Source organism: Flavobacterium supellecticarium (assembly GCF_004801375.1).
Classification (GTDB): domain Bacteria; phylum Bacteroidota; class Bacteroidia; order Flavobacteriales; family Flavobacteriaceae; genus Flavobacterium; species Flavobacterium supellecticarium.
This window is the reverse complement of sequence record NZ_SSNZ01000006.1, coordinates 110137-127822: the sequence shown is the minus strand read 5'-3', so window position 1 is coordinate 127822 and position 17686 is coordinate 110137. Positions and strand designations below refer to the sequence as shown.

Sequence of the window (17686 nt, the reverse complement as noted above, 5' to 3'; positions counted from 1 at the left end):
ATAAGATATGAAAAAAGTATTTAACACACCAACTAACTACAAAACACTATTCCCAAACGAGGAATACAACAATATTTCTGAAGACTACAGCGTATACGGGCCTGGCGCCTATTTAGTCTATCTGTTGGATATAGCTACAAACAAGGACTTTGTAGAACATTCAGATGAACAGAAAAAGGACTTTGTAGAACATGCAGAAGAACAGGAAGGTTTAGAATTGTTTCAACGTCGTCCCGATTTAAACCTGCTTCAGATCAATGCCAATAATAATAGAAATAAGCATCACTACCTCGAAGGCGTAGTGAATGTATTGCTGAATAAGCTAACAGATTGGAGCAGTCCTGATAAAAATAGTTGGAAGAGAGTTTCTCATGAGAATCCAATATGGCAAGACATTGCTGCGGGAACAATTAGTTTTATCCCATATAATAGAACATTCGAAATCATCAAAAACAGATTAGAGAAAGTAGAACTTCCTCTGCATGAAATCACAGCTAAATTAGATCCTGAATCGTACAAAAGCATTGAATGGGTCAATTCAAGACTGGGTTTAAACAGTGAAGATGTCAAAATCATTACAAGCGGCAGTACTGATCAGGAAAACTGGCTAGAAAATACTGATGACATAGCTATCAATAAGCTTTTCTATGCAAATGAAAACTTGGAAAAAAAGCTCTCAAACCTGATAAATAATAAAGCGTTTTTATCCTATTTTGGTATGGGAGAAATTTCATTAGTGTATCAAAAAAATGAAGTTTCTCTCAAAATAGGAAAAGAAGATCTCAAAAAACTAAGGTCTTTTATGATCCTTGCCAATGCAACAAAGTGGAACTATTCAACACTTACTGCTGTTTTACAAGTCCTTGAAATTAAAGAATTCTCTAAAGAAAATATAGAAAAAATCGCCCGCTTGAGCCTAATTGCAGAGGTGTTTGAAGACATTAAAAAATCAGAATTTCTAAATAAATCACTGGTTAAAAACAGACTATCCAGCATCAACCTTTCTTTTACCAATAAAAATATTAAAAGCCAAAGTACAGACGAAGAAAACATACTCCATTTTTTGGAAAATATCTCTTCATTGAATGAGTTATATCGCTTGCCGGGTAATGTAGAAGCTTTATATAACTGGTATAGTCCTGGTAAGCCTTTTCAGGGTTCGAAGAACTTTATTCAATTGCAGTCAAATCTTTTTGAGATTGCATCACTGATTAAAAGAATTCAACATACTGGACGTACTGTAGATGAAATCTATAACTTCTTGAAACGCTTTAAAGAAATTATTGTAAAAATTATTTCTGAGTTCGTACACCTTGCTGCCTCAAAAGATTTAGAAAATGACAAAGTTCTCTCTGATTTTCAAAAGGAAGTAAATAGGTATTTGTCAAATTCAATTATTGGCTTAAACGAATTTGGTGAGTTTGACGCAAATAAATACTTATCAAACAGTGGTTTAGATGCGTCTATTATTGTAATTTGTATTACACTAAATAAAATCCGAAACTATTTTCCTGCTGGAATTGATATAGATATAGAACTCGTAAAGAAAACTGTAAAACCTAACGTTAAAAAATTCATTAATAATTTAGATGAATTTGTTCAAGAGAATTCCAACCTGAATTTTAAATTAGTAGAGAATAAAATCATCGACAGTTTCTTTGAAAACAAATTAGCGGAGATTTTGATGTCTCCATATGCGGCATTAGTTTTCGCTCAAACCCTAAACATTAGAAAAGAGGTGGTCTCTATTTTCCTGGATCATATAATGATGAAAAAGGATAGTAAGATCTATTTGAAAAACACGTTTGATTACCTTATTGGTATTCTCCATCTGCAAAAATACCTCGATGAGTCAACTGGTGATAATTCAGGTTTGATCCAATGTTTATCCGATGAGAAAATCAATAGAGAACTCTTAATTCAACAGGTTGCGAAACAAGAAAAATGTAATCCGGAGGAAATCACAGAAATATTCGGGCAGTATAAAATCTCGAGATCTTCAGATCGCGGTTTGTTGTATCAAACTCTGTATAAAGTTAGTGTCTATCGCAAAATATACAACAAACTTCAACTCTCCGCAATGGATACAGCTACAGTAATAAGAAGTATGATGGTGGAAAAGCAGGAAAAACTTTTATTAGATAAGCTAGATTCAGTGTTAACTGAAGAACTGTATGGAGAACAATTAATGGCTGACAGAGATATACTGGTACCTATGGTTTTTCAGAAGCTTAGTGAAAATTATGATGACATTACTAATGCAGATCGACTGTCGGAATATTTGTTGATGGATGTACAAGCATCCGATAAAATAGCAATCACTCCGCTTAGAGAAGCTATCAATGCGGTACAGTGGTATATGGCGAATGTGAAATCCGGATTAGAGAATGTGGATTCAGAAAAAGTTAGTCAAATTACTGCTGAAGAATGGCTAAAGATCGAAAAGTTCAGAATCTGGCAAGCGGAGCAAAAATTAGAACTCTATCCCAATGAGTATTTTCAGATCGATAATTTGGATACTGCAAGCGATTTATATAAACAATTAAAATTAAAACTTCAGGGGGATAAAGTCAATGATGATGTCATTAAATCGTCATTGATGGACTATTTGGAGCAATGGTCGCATTTGTCCATGAATGAAATTGTTACTTCTCATTATTATAAATTAAAAGATAAAAAAAACCTGTGTTTACTTGCAAAATGTTCTAATGAAAAGAATACGTTTTATTTTTTAAATACTGAAATAAGGCCTGAATCCAAATTACTAAATACTTCCCAGTGGAAAAAAATTAATACTCAAATAGATGCAGACATAAACTCACTAAATATTATTTATGCATTTAATAGAATTTACATTTTTTACGCTAGATTATCTGAATCAAATAGTGACAATAATTCAAATAATGAGTCAAAAAAATATTTGATAGAAACATGCTCAGTAAGTCAAGATATCAATGGGAATTGGGGTAATGAAAAAAAATGGAATACTTCTGAAATTGAAAATAAGGGAAGGCCTTTTTCTTTTAAACCCATATTGTTTTTTACAGGAGATTCAATAATAATACATTTAGCCTTTTGGGGTCAAATTTTGGGTCAAATTAATTTGCCAAATTTCCCCGTTTTTTATGGATATCGACCATTGTTTCGAGGAAAAATATCTGTGGACAATAAAATTTCCTACAACGGAAAAGAATTTAAATTTGAAGCATTATGGGATGAATTAATTCCTCTTACAAAAGATAAAAATGGAAAAAAAGGTTTGATTACAAGATTTAGAAACATCAATAATCAAGATTTTTTTCTATTAAATCAAAGCTTATTTTCATACGAATCAATAGAGTGTAGAGGCAAAGTATCCTCTGAAAATAAATCGGCTCTTGAGTTAAAATTTGATGTGTTTGATGACAACTCTGTGTATATAAATAATATTGACTATAAGTATATTAGCTATCGAAATTTTTTAAAAATTGGAGGGATAAATGGGTTTATTTTTAATTCTTCTTTAAATACATATTTGATAGTTGATAAAAAACTCGAAAATGTATATTCATGTACAGAAAAAAAAGGAGCTTACGATATAACTAATGAAAGCTCCCATATTTTTAACATTATTCCCATTGGAAATAAATTTTCACTATTTCTAAAAAAATTAGTGGGTAAAGAAGGCTTAGCAACAATCTATAATGAAGAGGTTTTAAAAAAAGATTTGAATAATAAACTTTTTCCAGAAAGTAAGATTAATTACAATCAAACTTATACATATGCTCCCTCCGGAGAAATAAGCCCTCAAGAAAATACTTGTAATGCGACTAAATACATTCGTAATAGTACCGATACATTATACGCCAAAGAATTTTTTGTCTACATTCCTTGCTTAATTGCTTCTTATTTACGTAATAATCTTCAGTATGAAGAAGCTGTAAAATGGTTGGAAAAAGTGTTTAATCCTTATAAAAGGGAAAAAGATGTGCTACAATACTTTTTTGATCAAAATGATAAAGACAAAGAATTGTTGAATAAATGGTTGTTTGAGCAATATGTTAATACTTTATTTGACTGGGCCGATAATGAATACCGTATCGTATCCTGGGAGAGTATAAACCATGCCACACAACTTTACTTACAAGTTGAAGATTTATTAGGCGAGGAAATTATAATATGTAATGCTAATGAAAAATTAGATCCAAAAAACGATCGTTCTTTTTCATCTATAAAAAATAAAGAGAATGACTATTTTGGTACTCCTAGCCATAATACCATCAATGAATTAATAAAGAAAGTACAAGGGCGTCTATATAATCTAAGAAATGGACTCAATATAGATGGCAGCCGATTTACGCCTTCTGAATACGGAACGGTTATCGATCCGGTGAGTGTACAGTTGTTGCGTAAAGCTAATTCATTAGATAATCACGGACTTCAGTCATTACAGGATAAAAAGAGAATTTACCAATTCCGGGATTTGATGTCCGTTACGGAATCCATCATCGACACCGTAATCCAATTTGGAAATCAGTTTTATTCTATTTTGCAGCAAAAAGACAACGAAGAAATCCAGCTACTGATGCATACCCAAACAATGGCAGCAGAACTATTTGTTACGCAGAATTTTGAATTGCAGATTCAGGAAATTGAACTACAGTTAAATGCATTACAAACAAACCGGAAATCAGCTCAATTACAATTAGATTACTACCATAAACTAATTGGATCAGGAATCATCGAACAGGAAAGAAGTGCTTTTACAATGCAGCATGAAGCGCATAACCTTCAATTAATCGCAAATAAAGTTCGTGCAGGAGCCGCAATAGCCCATTTGTTACCCAATACCTTTGGATTGGCTAATGGAGGAATGCGTTTTGGAGAAGCTGTAGAAGCTGTTGCTAATGTTACTGATATGATTGCTCATAACAAAATATTAAAAGCACAGCTTGTCACAGATGAGGCGGAAGCTAAACGAAGAGCATTGGATTTAGCTAAAGAAATTAATATAAGCATGATCCATTTGGAAGAGATCGCTATCAATATACAAGCCACTAAAAAAAGATTGGAAATCATCAAAAATAATCTGGAGGAGCATAAAATGCGAATTGTTCAACAACAAACCATGTTAGACCATTTAACGACTAAATTTACGAATGTCGATCTCTATTCCTGGATGTCTACTAAGCTTTCATCGCTTTATTTTTCAGTGTATCAGATTGGTCTACGTTCTTTAAACCAACTACAGGATTCATATAATTACGAACTTGATCGTACAGATTCATTTATACCACAAAATTCATGGGATAGCTTAAAGAAAGGATTATTAGCGGGAGAAGCGCTTAAACTGGCATTAACACAATTAAAAGAAAGTTACTTCCGTAATAATGTTCGAAGAAAAGAAGTTGAAAAAGTAATTTCTTTGCGTAATAAGTTTGAAAGTGAAAATCCTGCTGCTGACTGGGAAAATTTTATTAGTAAAGGAGGCGAGATTTCATTTGATTTATCTAAAAACGATTTTAATTCCAATAAATCAAATAGATTAAGAATAAAAAGTCTAAGTGTTTCTGTTCCGGGAGTAGTAGGTCCTTACGAAACGTTTGACATCACTTTAAAAAACAATGTTTTAGATCAGGAAATTGAAATATCCAGAGGAATTAATGATTTTGGTGTGTTTCCGGAGAGCATGAATGATGGTCGTTACATGCCTTTTGAAGGTTTCGAAATTATTGAAAAGTCAAAAGAAGAGTCAAAAGAATGGAAACTCACACGTGGCAAGGAAAAACAATCACAAATATCAGATATTATATTGACGGTTAGATTAACAATTCTCTAAAGGTTCTTCTATACTATAAAATAAGAGTCGAGACGCTCTTGATTTTTGTCTGAATAAGGGTATCGATTGGATTACAGATTTATTATTGTTTTCTGAGGATACCCTTTGAATGTTTTTGTCATAACTAGTAAATCTTAAAAATATCGTCACTTTCCTAAAGAAAATAACCCTGTTGATCATTAGAGGGTAAAAATGAATTTTTTAATTTCGTTTTTGCTTGTAAATCAGTTTGTTGTAGTGGTTCATGTCCTGTCAACCAACATGCTGGGAAACCAATGTAAAATTGATTAAAAAACCTGATTTTAGGGTTGTAATGTCTTGTTGTTTAGTTGTTTATGTTTTATTGGATTGGTTCGATAGACTATAAACGCAATTTTGAAAAAAGCGAGGATTTGAAATCGGATTTATTTTGTAAACAATTGATATTTAATACGTTGTAAAATAAAAAAGCTCCAAACATAGTTTGAAGCTTTTGTACCAAGGATGGGAGTACTTTTGAACTTTTATTTGATTTTTTAAAGGTTTTGAGTAAGGTTTTGAGAGACTAAGTAGTATTTTTTTGGTTTTTCTCTAATGAAATTACAAATTTCATTAGAGAAAAACCTTTTTGTTAAATGCTTTCTGATTTTATAAAAGAGAGATCAATATGTTGATTCAAAGATATAAGTAAAGAATAATCATCTATTAACCATATCAATCAAATTATTAGATTCTTCGATTATCCATTGATCGAGTTTTATTAGCTCATTCATGATGTCTAATTGAATAGGTGTTAGTAGAGAATTAATATTTCTATCCTTGATGTTCTCCCATTTACTATTATGTTCAGTTTCTACGATACCTTTTGGAGTACCATTTGGCGTAAGTAGTTCAATATTTGGTATTTTTTCTTTTACCAAAGGATAAATGATGAACAAACCATCATAGTCCCAATCACAAGAGTAGTAGATAGGCAACCCTCTTGTATCTGCATAATCCAATTTAGTAACATTTTTACCACCAGCATACCATAACTCTATATTGTTAGCTCTAGCTAATGTAGGACGCTTTAAAAAATCAATGTTTTCACAAAGTACAATGCAAGTGGGATTATTACATTCAAGCACATATTTATATTGTAAATCCTTATCATCAGCTAATTCGTCAATATTCAAAAGTAATTTAACAGCATTGATCAAAGCGTCTTTGCCTAATAGATACTTTTCATTTTTGAAAAACATAAGAGATACGATTCTAACAGTTGCTTCATTTTTTATAATCTGCTCCCGCAATGGCTCTAAATTGCCATTATCCATATCTTCTTTTATTCCAATTAATATTTGAATATCAGATTCTTCAAAGCGAAGTTGGGGCTTTAATAATTCATTGTCTGATAAAAAAGTTTCATAGCGGTGATATTTCTCCAGATAATCTTTTTCATACAGTTCTGTAAAGCCCTCTAAAACAAAAAGCTTATTATGAGTTCTCTCAAGTATTCTGAGAGAATTAATAAGGTAATTAATTTCACCACTTTTCGCTAGAGTATCATTTATTTTTACGTCACCGTTTGAATATAAATTATTTAACGCTCTTAACTCAATCCAATTCATTTTTCTATTCTGTTTATATAGATATTCAAATCTTCGTTGTTGTCCTTTGTTTTAAAATAGGAAGCTGAGGGGCAATAGTTGATATTATCATCCTCTTTTCCTTTAATCAAATGATGAGCATACCATTCATCAGACAAACCGATATTGAATGTATGTGGTGCCATTGTTATAATCTGATATTGGAATTCCTCTGCGATAGCAGGAAAGGTATTAAAATTGGTATTATCCAAACTTCCTAATTCTTCCAAAATGATAAATCTTAAACCGTTACGTTTTTCCTTTTGTACGGCAGAAAGTCTTGCAATCCCCAGTAACGCAATAGCTGAATAAGTTTCTCCGGTACTACCAGGAACTTCTGTTCCAAACTGATCTGTGAGCTTAGCTGACAGTTCAAAGTATGTTTTGGGGTTTAGTAATTTATCAATCGGAACTTTGTTTTTGATTTTTGCTTGTTTCCTGAAAAAATCTTCAATGAAATCCACTATAGATTGTCCAAACTGTAACTCTCCTTTTGTGGCTGTATTACGAACCTCGTAAGCTATCTGCTTGATATAATCAATCTTTATTTCTTTATTCCCGTCAAATTCAAGTTTGAAATAAAACTTATCACTAATCTTTCTATCAACAAAGAATGCGTTTATTCTTTTTACTTGGTCATCATATTTTTCGTATCGCTCAGTAGTTTTACTGAATATTTTAATCATATTGTCCCTGATACCATTGGCTATTGTTGTTCGGGTTTGATTAGCTTCGTCTAAAGCAGTAGTGATATCGTCAGTAGATTTGATTTTATTACCCAATAATGCTTCTTCCAAAACCCTGAATGAAAAATCCTGGTTTTTAATCGTTAATTGCACTGCCAGATTCTTCTCATCACTCGTTTCTTCAAATAAATTCGAAATGCCAATAAATGCTGTTTTATATTCTTCCCACAAACCATTATAAGCTTGCTCCAATTCTTCTGTGTTTCTAAGTGTTAAAGGAAAGTCTGTTATGTTCTCTAGGAAATGTTGATAATAAGCGCTATTGAGCGTAGTGAATTCTGTTTGCTTCTTAATCAGATTACCAATGATTATCTGCAAGTCTTGTTTGTCGCTCTTTATTTTAATTTCAAGAGATTTGAACTTACTTTGTTTAGCTCCTTTTTGTTCATAAAACTGGTCTTTCTTATCACTCCATTCTTTACGAACCCTCAATAATTCTTTTTTTACGACTTCCAGCTCATCATATTCAATTTTAAATCGGTTTTTTATTTCCAATAGGTCTTCTTCTTCTCTTTTCTTTTGTGATTGCAATTGAGAGGTCTTTTCATCAATCTGTAAAACACAGGCTACGGCATTTTTTAATTTTTCAATATTGCTAAAAACAGCAATAGAGATATCAAAAAAATAACTAAATAGACTTACATCGTAAGGCTTTCCATCTACGATATTCTCTAATGCTTCCAGTTTGATATTTATGAAACTGATTTCGGTGTTCAATTTTTGAATTAACTGTTGTACAGATTGTTCCAGATTTGCTTTGTCTCCCAATAGCGTTGCATCTGGATTAAATTGTATAAATTGATGTAATGCACCCAATTTAAGCCAGATACCATCTTTAGATGGATTAGCTTCAAAATTTTTAATTAGTTCATCGGGATTGATATATTGAGATAAATTGTCAGGATTAGAAACTTCAGAAATAGGTTTGGTTGCGTAATGCAAAATGGCCTGTAATTTTTCATTATCTAACGAGGGTAGATTCTTAATATACCAGTATAAAAGTCCATTTTCATTATTGTCCTGCAATAATTCTAATAGTTTTTCTTTGGTTGCCTTATCATTTTTTAAGGATGATTTTAATTCATCCAAAATCTCCGATTGTTCTTTTCGGATTTGGATAATTTTTTCAAGTGTTTTGTATTTTTCCAGATAAGGTTTTGCAAAAGTGATCTCGTTTTTTATATCTTGAATATTTCTATTTGAAATGTCAATTCTTTGAATCTCATTCGCCCAGCTATCATCTACTTCAGGAAGGATAAGCATTTTAAGTTCATCGACTTCTTTACCCAACATTTCTATGCTGTTAGATAAGTCTTGATAACGGTTGAACATATTAAAATTTTCATCCGCTTCCTCATAACTCTTTTTTATTTTTTCTTCTTCTACTGGAAGATTTTCGATAGCCGTTTTTAGTTCAGTAAATTCAGTCTCTTGGGTCGTTATCAGTGTTTTTCCTTCTGATTCTCTTTGTTCTAATTGCTTTAATTCTATAAAGGCGTTTTGTAATTCAGCCTCTTTAAATGATTTGAATTTTACTTTGTGAGACTGTTCCGACTGTCTTAAATTGATTAACTTTTTTTGCTTGATGGACAAATTTTGAATGTCTTTATTAAGACTTTCATATTCTCTCAATATCTTTTCTAGTTCGGATTGCTCTTTTTGAAAATTGGTAAGAATATCTTCATCGGATTCTTCAAAGAGAAATTCTTTTAAGTTTCTGGAAGCCTGATTTCCACTTAAATTCAGTGTCTTAGCTTTTGAAAAAGATTGTATGACCTTAGCAAAAGCTTTTAGATTTTTGTCCTGGCTAAGATTCAGAGGTAATACATTTTTGTCATAAAGGAACTTGTAATAGTTATTGACAGTTTCATTGTTGCCGAAGAAATTCAATCGAAGTCCATACTTTTGATATAGGAATGTTGCTAAATCCTGTATGTCCACTATTTCTTTCTCTCCAGCTTCTTTTTCCTTCAATAAATCTTTAGCGAAAATAAGCTCTTCTTTTTCAAGAGCCAGTTCATTTATTTTCAGGCTTAGATCTGCCTGTTTTGTAATTACAAAAGGAATTACACGTTTTCCCTTCTGGCTATTTATCTGTATTCCGATGGTAATAAATTTACCAGTATTTACCTCTATATTCAAGAAACAGTAGGCACATTTTGTTTTATAGGGAAGAGTATTGATTTGTCGTTCTTCTTTCTTTACTCCATCAGTGCCGAATTTGATAATGTCTTTATCATAGACAAAAATCATTTGGAGCAAATCGGCAATAATGGATTTTCCAACACCATTTGCACCAACAAAATCCGTTCTTGTCGGATGAAAAAGGTAGTCGTGTATATAGTGTTTCAGAATACCAACTGTGGATAAGGAATAGATTCTTGGATAACTCATAGTACTTCATCATTTTTAAGTTGTTGGCTAAATGACTCAAAATTCTGAAGCTCCTCCTGATACAATTTGGTTAAACGGTGAATAGCAGGTCTTATTTCAAAGACTAATTCTTCATTTCTCCCCGATTGCTTTTCTACCCAGCCTAATTTATCAAAGCTGTCTATCGTTTTACCAAATTTGCTTTCTACTGTACTCCATTCTTTTTCATCATAAGAATCCCTTATATCATTAAACAAAATCCTTTTGTATGCTTCTTGATGATCACTCTCCAGTATTTGTGTTTTGATCTCGTTCCAGTGAATAATCTTTTCCTCGTCGAAATACTTTTGATAATACATATCCAAAAGCGTCAGCCCAATAAGTGTTTGTAATTCAGTAAGCTCTTTATTACGATTTGCATCGCTTAATTTTCCTTTCCCGTTTTCCGTAAAATCGAGATAATAATATCGACTTCTATCAGAGATATCAGCAACAAGATTAAGCCTGTATAAGTTACTATAAAAATTTCTCCACTGCGATTCATAGCTTTCCAGTACGGTATACTCTGCATAATACTTGTGGTCGATATGTTTGCCAGACAACAACAGAATATTGATGTCTGCAAAATGTTTTTCAACACTCTCCTCTGTGAGAAAAGAATAATCGCTTATTTCATAATTTTCGTTTTCCATAGGGATAGGTTATGTTGTGACAAGGAAATGATTTTTTGTTCTACATCGATAAATACATCGTTATTCTCTGAAGTATAAGCTGTCATACGAGATGCTACCTGATAAGCAATTGACAGATCCTTTTCTTCATCCATGATACTATTCATCAATTCATCTATAGACAATTGCCCTTTGCTTTCCAGAATATCTTTGGCTTTATCAACCCATTGATTGATGATTTGCTGGCGGTTGATTTCTTTCGTTATTTTCTGCTTTTCACTACGTTCATATGTTTCATCAACCTCAACGTTTACAATGATATTGGGCTTTGGAGGCTCAAACTCATAATATCTTGGGTATAACATTCGGACAGGCTCATATATCAATTGTTTTAGTGGGAAATTACTGCCAAACCTTACGCCGTCAGGAGTGTATCGAGAACTTTCCAACATTGTCCTGTGTAATTTTTTTATTTGCAATCTAAAGAAGGCTCTGGAAGAAAATTGTTCCTGTAACTCCGTCAATTTCTCACTGGCGTGATTGATTTGCCTGCGGATAATGTAAACTTTGCTATCAACCGAAGTGAAAAATTCCCTGATATCTGTATATATTTCCTGTGCTTTTTCCCAATCACTCTTACTTTTCTGTACATTGACTGTGTCAAATTTCCCATCGTCTTCCATTTTTCTATAAAAATGATCGACAACATTTAGTAAATTACCAAGAAATTGGTCTTTGGAAATAATGGCTTCTGTAATATCTTCTGCTCTTTCTCCGAACTTTCTAAAAACAACAGTAAACTCTCGTACTAAAGAAGTTGCACTGTGTTCGTCTTCTTTTCTGAGAATATCATTTAATTCTTTATATGCCTCACGCAATTCATCTTCCAATGCCTCTAAATGATCCGTAATAATTTTCTTTGACCCTTGTATAAATATTCTTCCGAATTTTCTTTCAAGCTCTTCAATAGTATTGATTTCACCATGTCGTATTGTAAATGAGTCTTGCACACTTTTTTTCAGCGGATGATTCTTGTATGGATTTTCTAATTTGCTTACCATTAAATCCACTACATTTTTAGCATAGTCTGTCAGGTAATATTTCCACGGCTCATCGGGATGGCTCCTTAGGAAATAGTGGAAAAGATTATCTTTAATATTATTCCATGGACGAATGGAATCTAAATTGAATTCAGCTTTTATATCCGATAAAATTTCGTTGATCTCCTTTTGTGTGAAGTATTCTTCGATTTCACGGTTTTTGATTTTTTCATAAAGAGCAATAATCAAATAGCCTCCATCAAATTTTGAAGGAAGAAGAAGGTCGTATTTGGTGTATAGCTCTTTGTTAGTCATTAATATCAGTTTTTGTTTATTAGTGCTACATAATAACTTTTTCTAATTAGGGATTAGACTCAGCAATAACATTTTCATAACTTGAATCAAGTATTGTTTTTGGATTTTGATGTTTTCCAAGTTCTTTTATTGTATATGCAGCTACACTGGTCGAAAGATAGTCGCTAAGTAATCTATCCGTAATATATTTATTGGCTTTAATTACTTCAGGGATATTACCACTTATACCTTCCACGAGATGATATGTCCATATACCATTTTTCAAATTGTCACTTGAAAATGAGCTTTGTCCAGTTTGACATGATAAAAACGTAGCATAGTGAGGAAAGTCATTAGAAATAAGCAATAACTCTTCCTCGTTAATATTAGAAATTTGATTCCTCTCATTTTCATCTTGAAAACTTTGAGCACAGGCATCTATAAAAATAAGTGCATTTTTACATTTTGATTTTTGTAATGGATCTAATAAAACTGTTCTTAATGAAACTGCCGTTCCAGGTATGTTACTTTTATGCATATCGTAAGTTGATAAATAATTAGTTATACCATTATGAAAGCCATGTCCTACATAATAAAAAATCAATCTATCATTTTCACTTAATTCTAAAAACAAACCTCTTAAATCGTATTCAATAGAACTTTTAAGAGCCTCATGATTAATGAATGTATAAATTTGACTTTCTTCTACACCTAAATTGTTAATCAAGACATTCTTAAATTTCTGACAGTCAGCATTTGCATATTTTACCGGAGATATATTGTTTTTGGGAAGATAGTTTTCAATGCCAATAATAATTGCAATTGTTTTATTAAAGCTTGGGACATGTAAAGTTATGCCAGATTCGGCTGATGTTTCCTCTACAAATGATTTAGATTCCTTTCTTATGTACTTTTTGTTGTCAAGTAAAATATCATCTTCTGATTTAGTAGTCTTGATCATAAAAATAGATTTATCTGCTACCTGAACCCAGTCATATTCGACAAGTGGAATAGGTTGAAGTAATGAAATCGCTTTTTTAGTGATTTCATCAATTCTGAAATCATTACTTAGACCTACCATCTCATTGTTATTCGGATTTATCTCGTTAATTCCAAAAATCAATGCCCCCCCATTGGTATTAGCAAATGATGAAATAATTTGAGCTATTTTTTGAGGTACAAACGGAACTGCATTAAATTCTAATTCATCATTCTTGGGAGTGGTTAGTAGTGCATCAAGTTCTGAGTGAGAAACATGAATATTCTTCACTGGAATTTTATTAATACCGGTTTTCTTTAGTAACTGACCCAATGTTACCTGTTTAGGTGCGTGTAAACCATCTTCACACCATAATTCAGCATCGACATATTCAAGAACATCAAATTCCGATGTATAGTATAACAAGATGAAATCGTCATCTGATGGTCTTGCTACAACTGTTATCTCATTGCCATTTTTTTTAATACCACCAATTACACTTTCTGCAATTATATAATGATCATTACAATCATATTCTGGAAGGATTTGAAGATATTTAATAACATTCTTTACAGCTCTATCTATAATACTTTTGGCATAATTTAATGAGTCAAAATCAGACTTTGACAAATGATAGAAATTAGAAGGTATAATAGGTTTATCAACTGTTCCTTCTACTTGAAGAAAGTCATCGTGATTGTTTTCAAAATTAGGTGTAATATCTGTACTGTTAACTTTTTCAGGGATATCAATATTTTCTTGAGTAAAATGTTGTTGTATTTCGTTCTCGCTTGATCTTAGCAAAAAGTCCAATTTCTTGTCGTGACCCAATAGATAAAAATGTCGGCATAAGATTTCAGGCAACTTCAATAAGACACTATTGCTATTCCAAGGAGTTGTAACAAAAAGATCTAAGTTATTAAAATGTACATTTACATTTTTTATAAAATCAACATCATTATATTTGATTTTGAGTTCATCAGCTTGAAAAACATTTAGCATATTAATATTATTGTTAAGATTTTCTAATGAATCTCTAGTACTGTGGTCGTTTGATTGAGTTTCAATCCATGTCTTGAAGTAAGGAACAATTGACTTCAATTTATCAATCAAATTGGAACAAGTTTCTTCTTCGGAATATATCAATTCAAAATCACCTTCTCTCAGTATTTTTATTTTAAGACACTCTAAGAAAAATTCTAAAGAGGGGGACTGCTTGTTTTCTGCGTTAACAGCTAAAAAAGGAAATTGATCTTGAAAAATTGATTCATTACCATCCATGAAAAATTTAAGCTTGTGACATTCAACAAAAATATTTTTAGTACTTAGAAGATAGCCATTACCAGCCCATTCCTCAACTTTTGAAATATCTTCTGGACTCCAATTAGTGCATTGATCTAATAGAATTTTATATATGGCTTGAATGCGAGTGCCGTTCTCTTTCTTTACTTTACCATCGCTCTTAATATCAGAAGCTATCTTCGTTAAGATTTCTAAGTAATCTTCTAATAATAACTTTGTTTTGAAATTAAAAAAGGCTTTCCAATCTTGAGTTAGCTCGTCTTCAAAAAATATGGGCAAATAGCTTCCTGCTACAGTAAGAATATCTTCAGTGTTAATATACACATCATTTGCTTTTTTGCATGTATCCATTAAAGTAGGAATACAATCATTATTTTGGATATACCATTTTAAATAGTTTTCAACTTCATTACCTTCAGTTCTTCCAGGCTTTCCTTGTTGTCCCCAATAAGCAATTGCTGGGGTATTAAAATCTTCAATACTTATATTTTTAATAACATCGGACCAGAATATTTTTAAAAACTTGATGTGATTGGATTTGGCAAGAAACAGTAAAGTTGTCAATTCTGAATATTCATTTGCTTGAAATGTTGATAGAAAAGGTGCAAAAAATTTATCTTCTGCCTTGAAATAATCATTTAAAAATTGATATTCTTGAATCAACTGAGTACTGCTTGTTTTAGGGTATGATATAGCTGTTATACCATCTTTCACACCCATCATTTTAAAGAAGCGCTTCCACTCATCTTTATCAGCATTATCAGACAAATAGCTTTCACTAATAAAAATATCATCCGAGAGTTCCGCTTGTAATCTAAGCCTCGGATTATAGGTGTCGGAAAAATAGCAGAGTCTTGCTGGTAGTAGACTGTCTTTACTGGTTAATATTTTGAGTTCAGATAGTTTCTCTAGCTCATCTTTGCCAATTTCATTTTTAGTATAGAGACTAAAAATGGTCGCTATTGTACCCAATGTGTTTTCGAGAGTACTATATTCAGACGCATTAGCAATGATAGTTTTTCTGAGATAAGAAAGATCTGTTTTCTCAGTTACGCCTATCTTTTCTAACCAATTCCGTGTTTCAGCATTTTGTAATAAAAATTTTTGAATATCAGCATGCAAAAACGAAATTTCACTATTGGGGTCATTCCAATTTTCATCATCAGGTGTTGGAAAATAAATGTTGGATGGAGGAAGAATATTCCCTTTATGATCGAGAATAAAAGACCAATTTTTAATTCTATTTTCATTAATATTTTTCGGATTCTCTATTTCGCACTGTTGTTTAAAAAATTGAATTAGCTGAATATTATTAGTACTCGAATGCCTTTTTTGGAAAGCCTTAGATTCTAACAATTTTGGCACATCTTCCCAATCAAAAATAGAAACACCACTATTTTTCAAAATTTGGACATATCCTGTGTAAGGTAGAAAAGGATTTGTATGAATTGTTTGACTGTTATTTTTATCAATGACAAATTCTCTTGTAGCACTTTCGGTGATAAAAGCTTTTTTTGAAATTGAAGTAATATCGATTAATGCTTGATTAGCTCTAATTAATTCATTTTTGTTCGAGAGAATAAAAGGAATAGAATTAAGTGCGCTTGATAAACCATTTTGATAAGACGAAGTTAAAAGATTGCTGATAGATGATTTTATTGGTATCAATTCATAAGCACTCTGTCCAAATTTTCCACGTACTAATTCTGAAATCCAATTTAATAATTCAGCAGGAATATTTTCAAAGAGCCAATTATTCCATTTTGAGTCTTCATGTAATGTTTCCCTATTTGCACTCATCACAAAGCTACCATTGACTAAGACAGGAAAAGCATATTTTCTTTCTTCTGTAGGAAGATATGAATACAGTAATCTCTCATCACTACTTAACTTTTGAATAGTATCTTGATCTATTTTTGCGGCAAATGTTAACTCTGTTTCAGTCGCATTCAAAAGTTTATCTGGGATATTCTTTTCTTCTTTTAATTTTAACCTTATTTCTGTTGGAACTTGTATTTTAGCTGATCTAATTATCCATGAAAATTTAGTATTTCCATTGTGTTTAATTTCAACAGATGTAGAATCTTGCTCTCTATTTAGCGTAATAATATTTGGAGTCGCTATGTTAAAGTCTAATTCTTGTATGTTTTTAAGAAATAAAAACATATTGACATTTGATGATAATTCTTCAACTGCTTTTTTTACATCCTCTTTGCCCTTTGATAATAAAATAATTGTTGCTACTGTAAACCCACCATCACTTATAAAGGCTTTGATTCTTTCATCAACCTCTTCGGGTTTGGTATATATAGGTATAATCTGCCAAGGATAATAAAACAATCTATCATTATCTATTTCCCAATTTTGTTGATTATCTCCCCATGTAGTATTCCACTCGAAAGCATAATTTGAATCAAACCTAAAATAATCTCCATTGGAATAAATAACTACTTTTTCTGATTGTCCAAATACAGCTTTAAAACCTATACCTTTATAACCTGTTTTTTCAATTGACTTTTTTTTAGTTCCGTCACTAACACCGCAGATGCCTCTTAAATCTCTTTTGTCAAAAGGTTTACCAGTATGTGCTACAACTAAAAAATCATCAAAAAGCCTTATTCCCACCTCTACTGACACTCCTGGTATTACTGAGTCATCAGCATTTTGTAGTAATTCATAAACAAACCTTTTTGAATCAGTATAAAGATCAACGGATAAAGATTTTAATGATTCAGCCTGATTTATCGCGTGTTCAGGTTCAGCATAGCCTGTATTTTTTCTAAAAATTTCTTCAATATCACTCCTTAAACTCATATTAATTTATGCCTTTTATTAAGTTATTTTCTTGAATTATAA

6 protein-coding genes are annotated in these 17686 nt (G+C 31.7%); 1 reads left to right on the top strand and 5 read right to left on the bottom strand.

The genetic code is table 11. The features are described from left to right. The first annotated feature begins 7 nt into the window (after window positions 1-7). On the top strand, window positions 8-5818 hold the full coding sequence (locus tag E6C50_RS13090) for a Tc toxin subunit A-related protein (RefSeq protein WP_136403679.1): 5811 nt from the start codon (window positions 8-10) through the stop codon (window positions 5816-5818). A 677-nt stretch (window positions 5819-6495) separates the two neighbouring features. On the opposite strand, the gene E6C50_RS13085 is transcribed toward E6C50_RS13090, so the two are convergent. From E6C50_RS13085 to E6C50_RS13065, 5 genes are read right to left on the bottom strand one after another with little or no spacing between them, the layout of a single operon-like run. Continuing rightward, a complete protein-coding gene (locus tag E6C50_RS13085; protein ID WP_136403678.1) occupies window positions 6496-7407 on the bottom strand; it encodes a hypothetical protein in 912 nt (303 codons plus the stop codon). Continuing rightward, window positions 7404-10565, bottom strand: a complete 3162-nt coding sequence (locus tag E6C50_RS13080) for a hypothetical protein (protein ID WP_136403677.1) — start codon at window positions 10563-10565, stop codon at window positions 7404-7406. Before E6C50_RS13080 ends, E6C50_RS13085 begins: the two co-directional genes overlap by 4 nt. Beyond that, window positions 10562-11236 carry a condensin complex protein MksE gene (locus E6C50_RS13075; RefSeq protein ID WP_136403676.1) on the bottom strand — a complete coding sequence of 225 codons (675 nt, stop codon included), beginning with the start codon at window positions 11234-11236 and terminating at the stop codon, window positions 10562-10564. Before E6C50_RS13075 ends, E6C50_RS13080 begins: the two co-directional genes overlap by 4 nt. Continuing rightward, window positions 11212-12570, bottom strand: a complete 1359-nt coding sequence (locus tag E6C50_RS13070) for a hypothetical protein (RefSeq protein WP_136403675.1) — start codon at window positions 12568-12570, stop codon at window positions 11212-11214. The genes E6C50_RS13075 and E6C50_RS13070 overlap by 25 nt, the downstream gene beginning before the upstream one ends. 46 nt (window positions 12571-12616) lie before the next feature. Then, a complete protein-coding gene (locus tag E6C50_RS13065; RefSeq protein ID WP_136403674.1) occupies window positions 12617-17644 on the bottom strand; it encodes a sacsin N-terminal ATP-binding-like domain-containing protein in 5028 nt (1675 codons plus the stop codon). Between the last annotated feature and the right edge of the window lie 42 nt (window positions 17645-17686).

Bases quoted from the DNA above. Each gene is read 5' to 3' on its own strand.
- E6C50_RS13075 (WP_136403676.1), bottom strand. From the start codon at position 11,236: ATGGAAAACGAAAATTATGAAATAAGCGATTATTCTTTTCTCACAGAG.
- E6C50_RS13085 (WP_136403678.1), bottom strand. From the start codon at position 7,407: ATGAATTGGATTGAGTTAAGAGCGTTAAATAATTTATATTCAAACGGT.
- E6C50_RS13065 (WP_136403674.1), bottom strand. From the start codon at position 17,644: ATGAGTTTAAGGAGTGATATTGAAGAAATTTTTAGAAAAAATACAGGC.
- E6C50_RS13070 (WP_136403675.1), bottom strand. From the start codon at position 12,570: ATGACTAACAAAGAGCTATACACCAAATACGACCTTCTTCTTCCTTCA.
- E6C50_RS13080 (WP_136403677.1), bottom strand. From the start codon at position 10,565: ATGAGTTATCCAAGAATCTATTCCTTATCCACAGTTGGTATTCTGAAA.
- E6C50_RS13090 (WP_136403679.1), top strand. From the start codon at position 8: ATGAAAAAAGTATTTAACACACCAACTAACTACAAAACACTATTCCCA.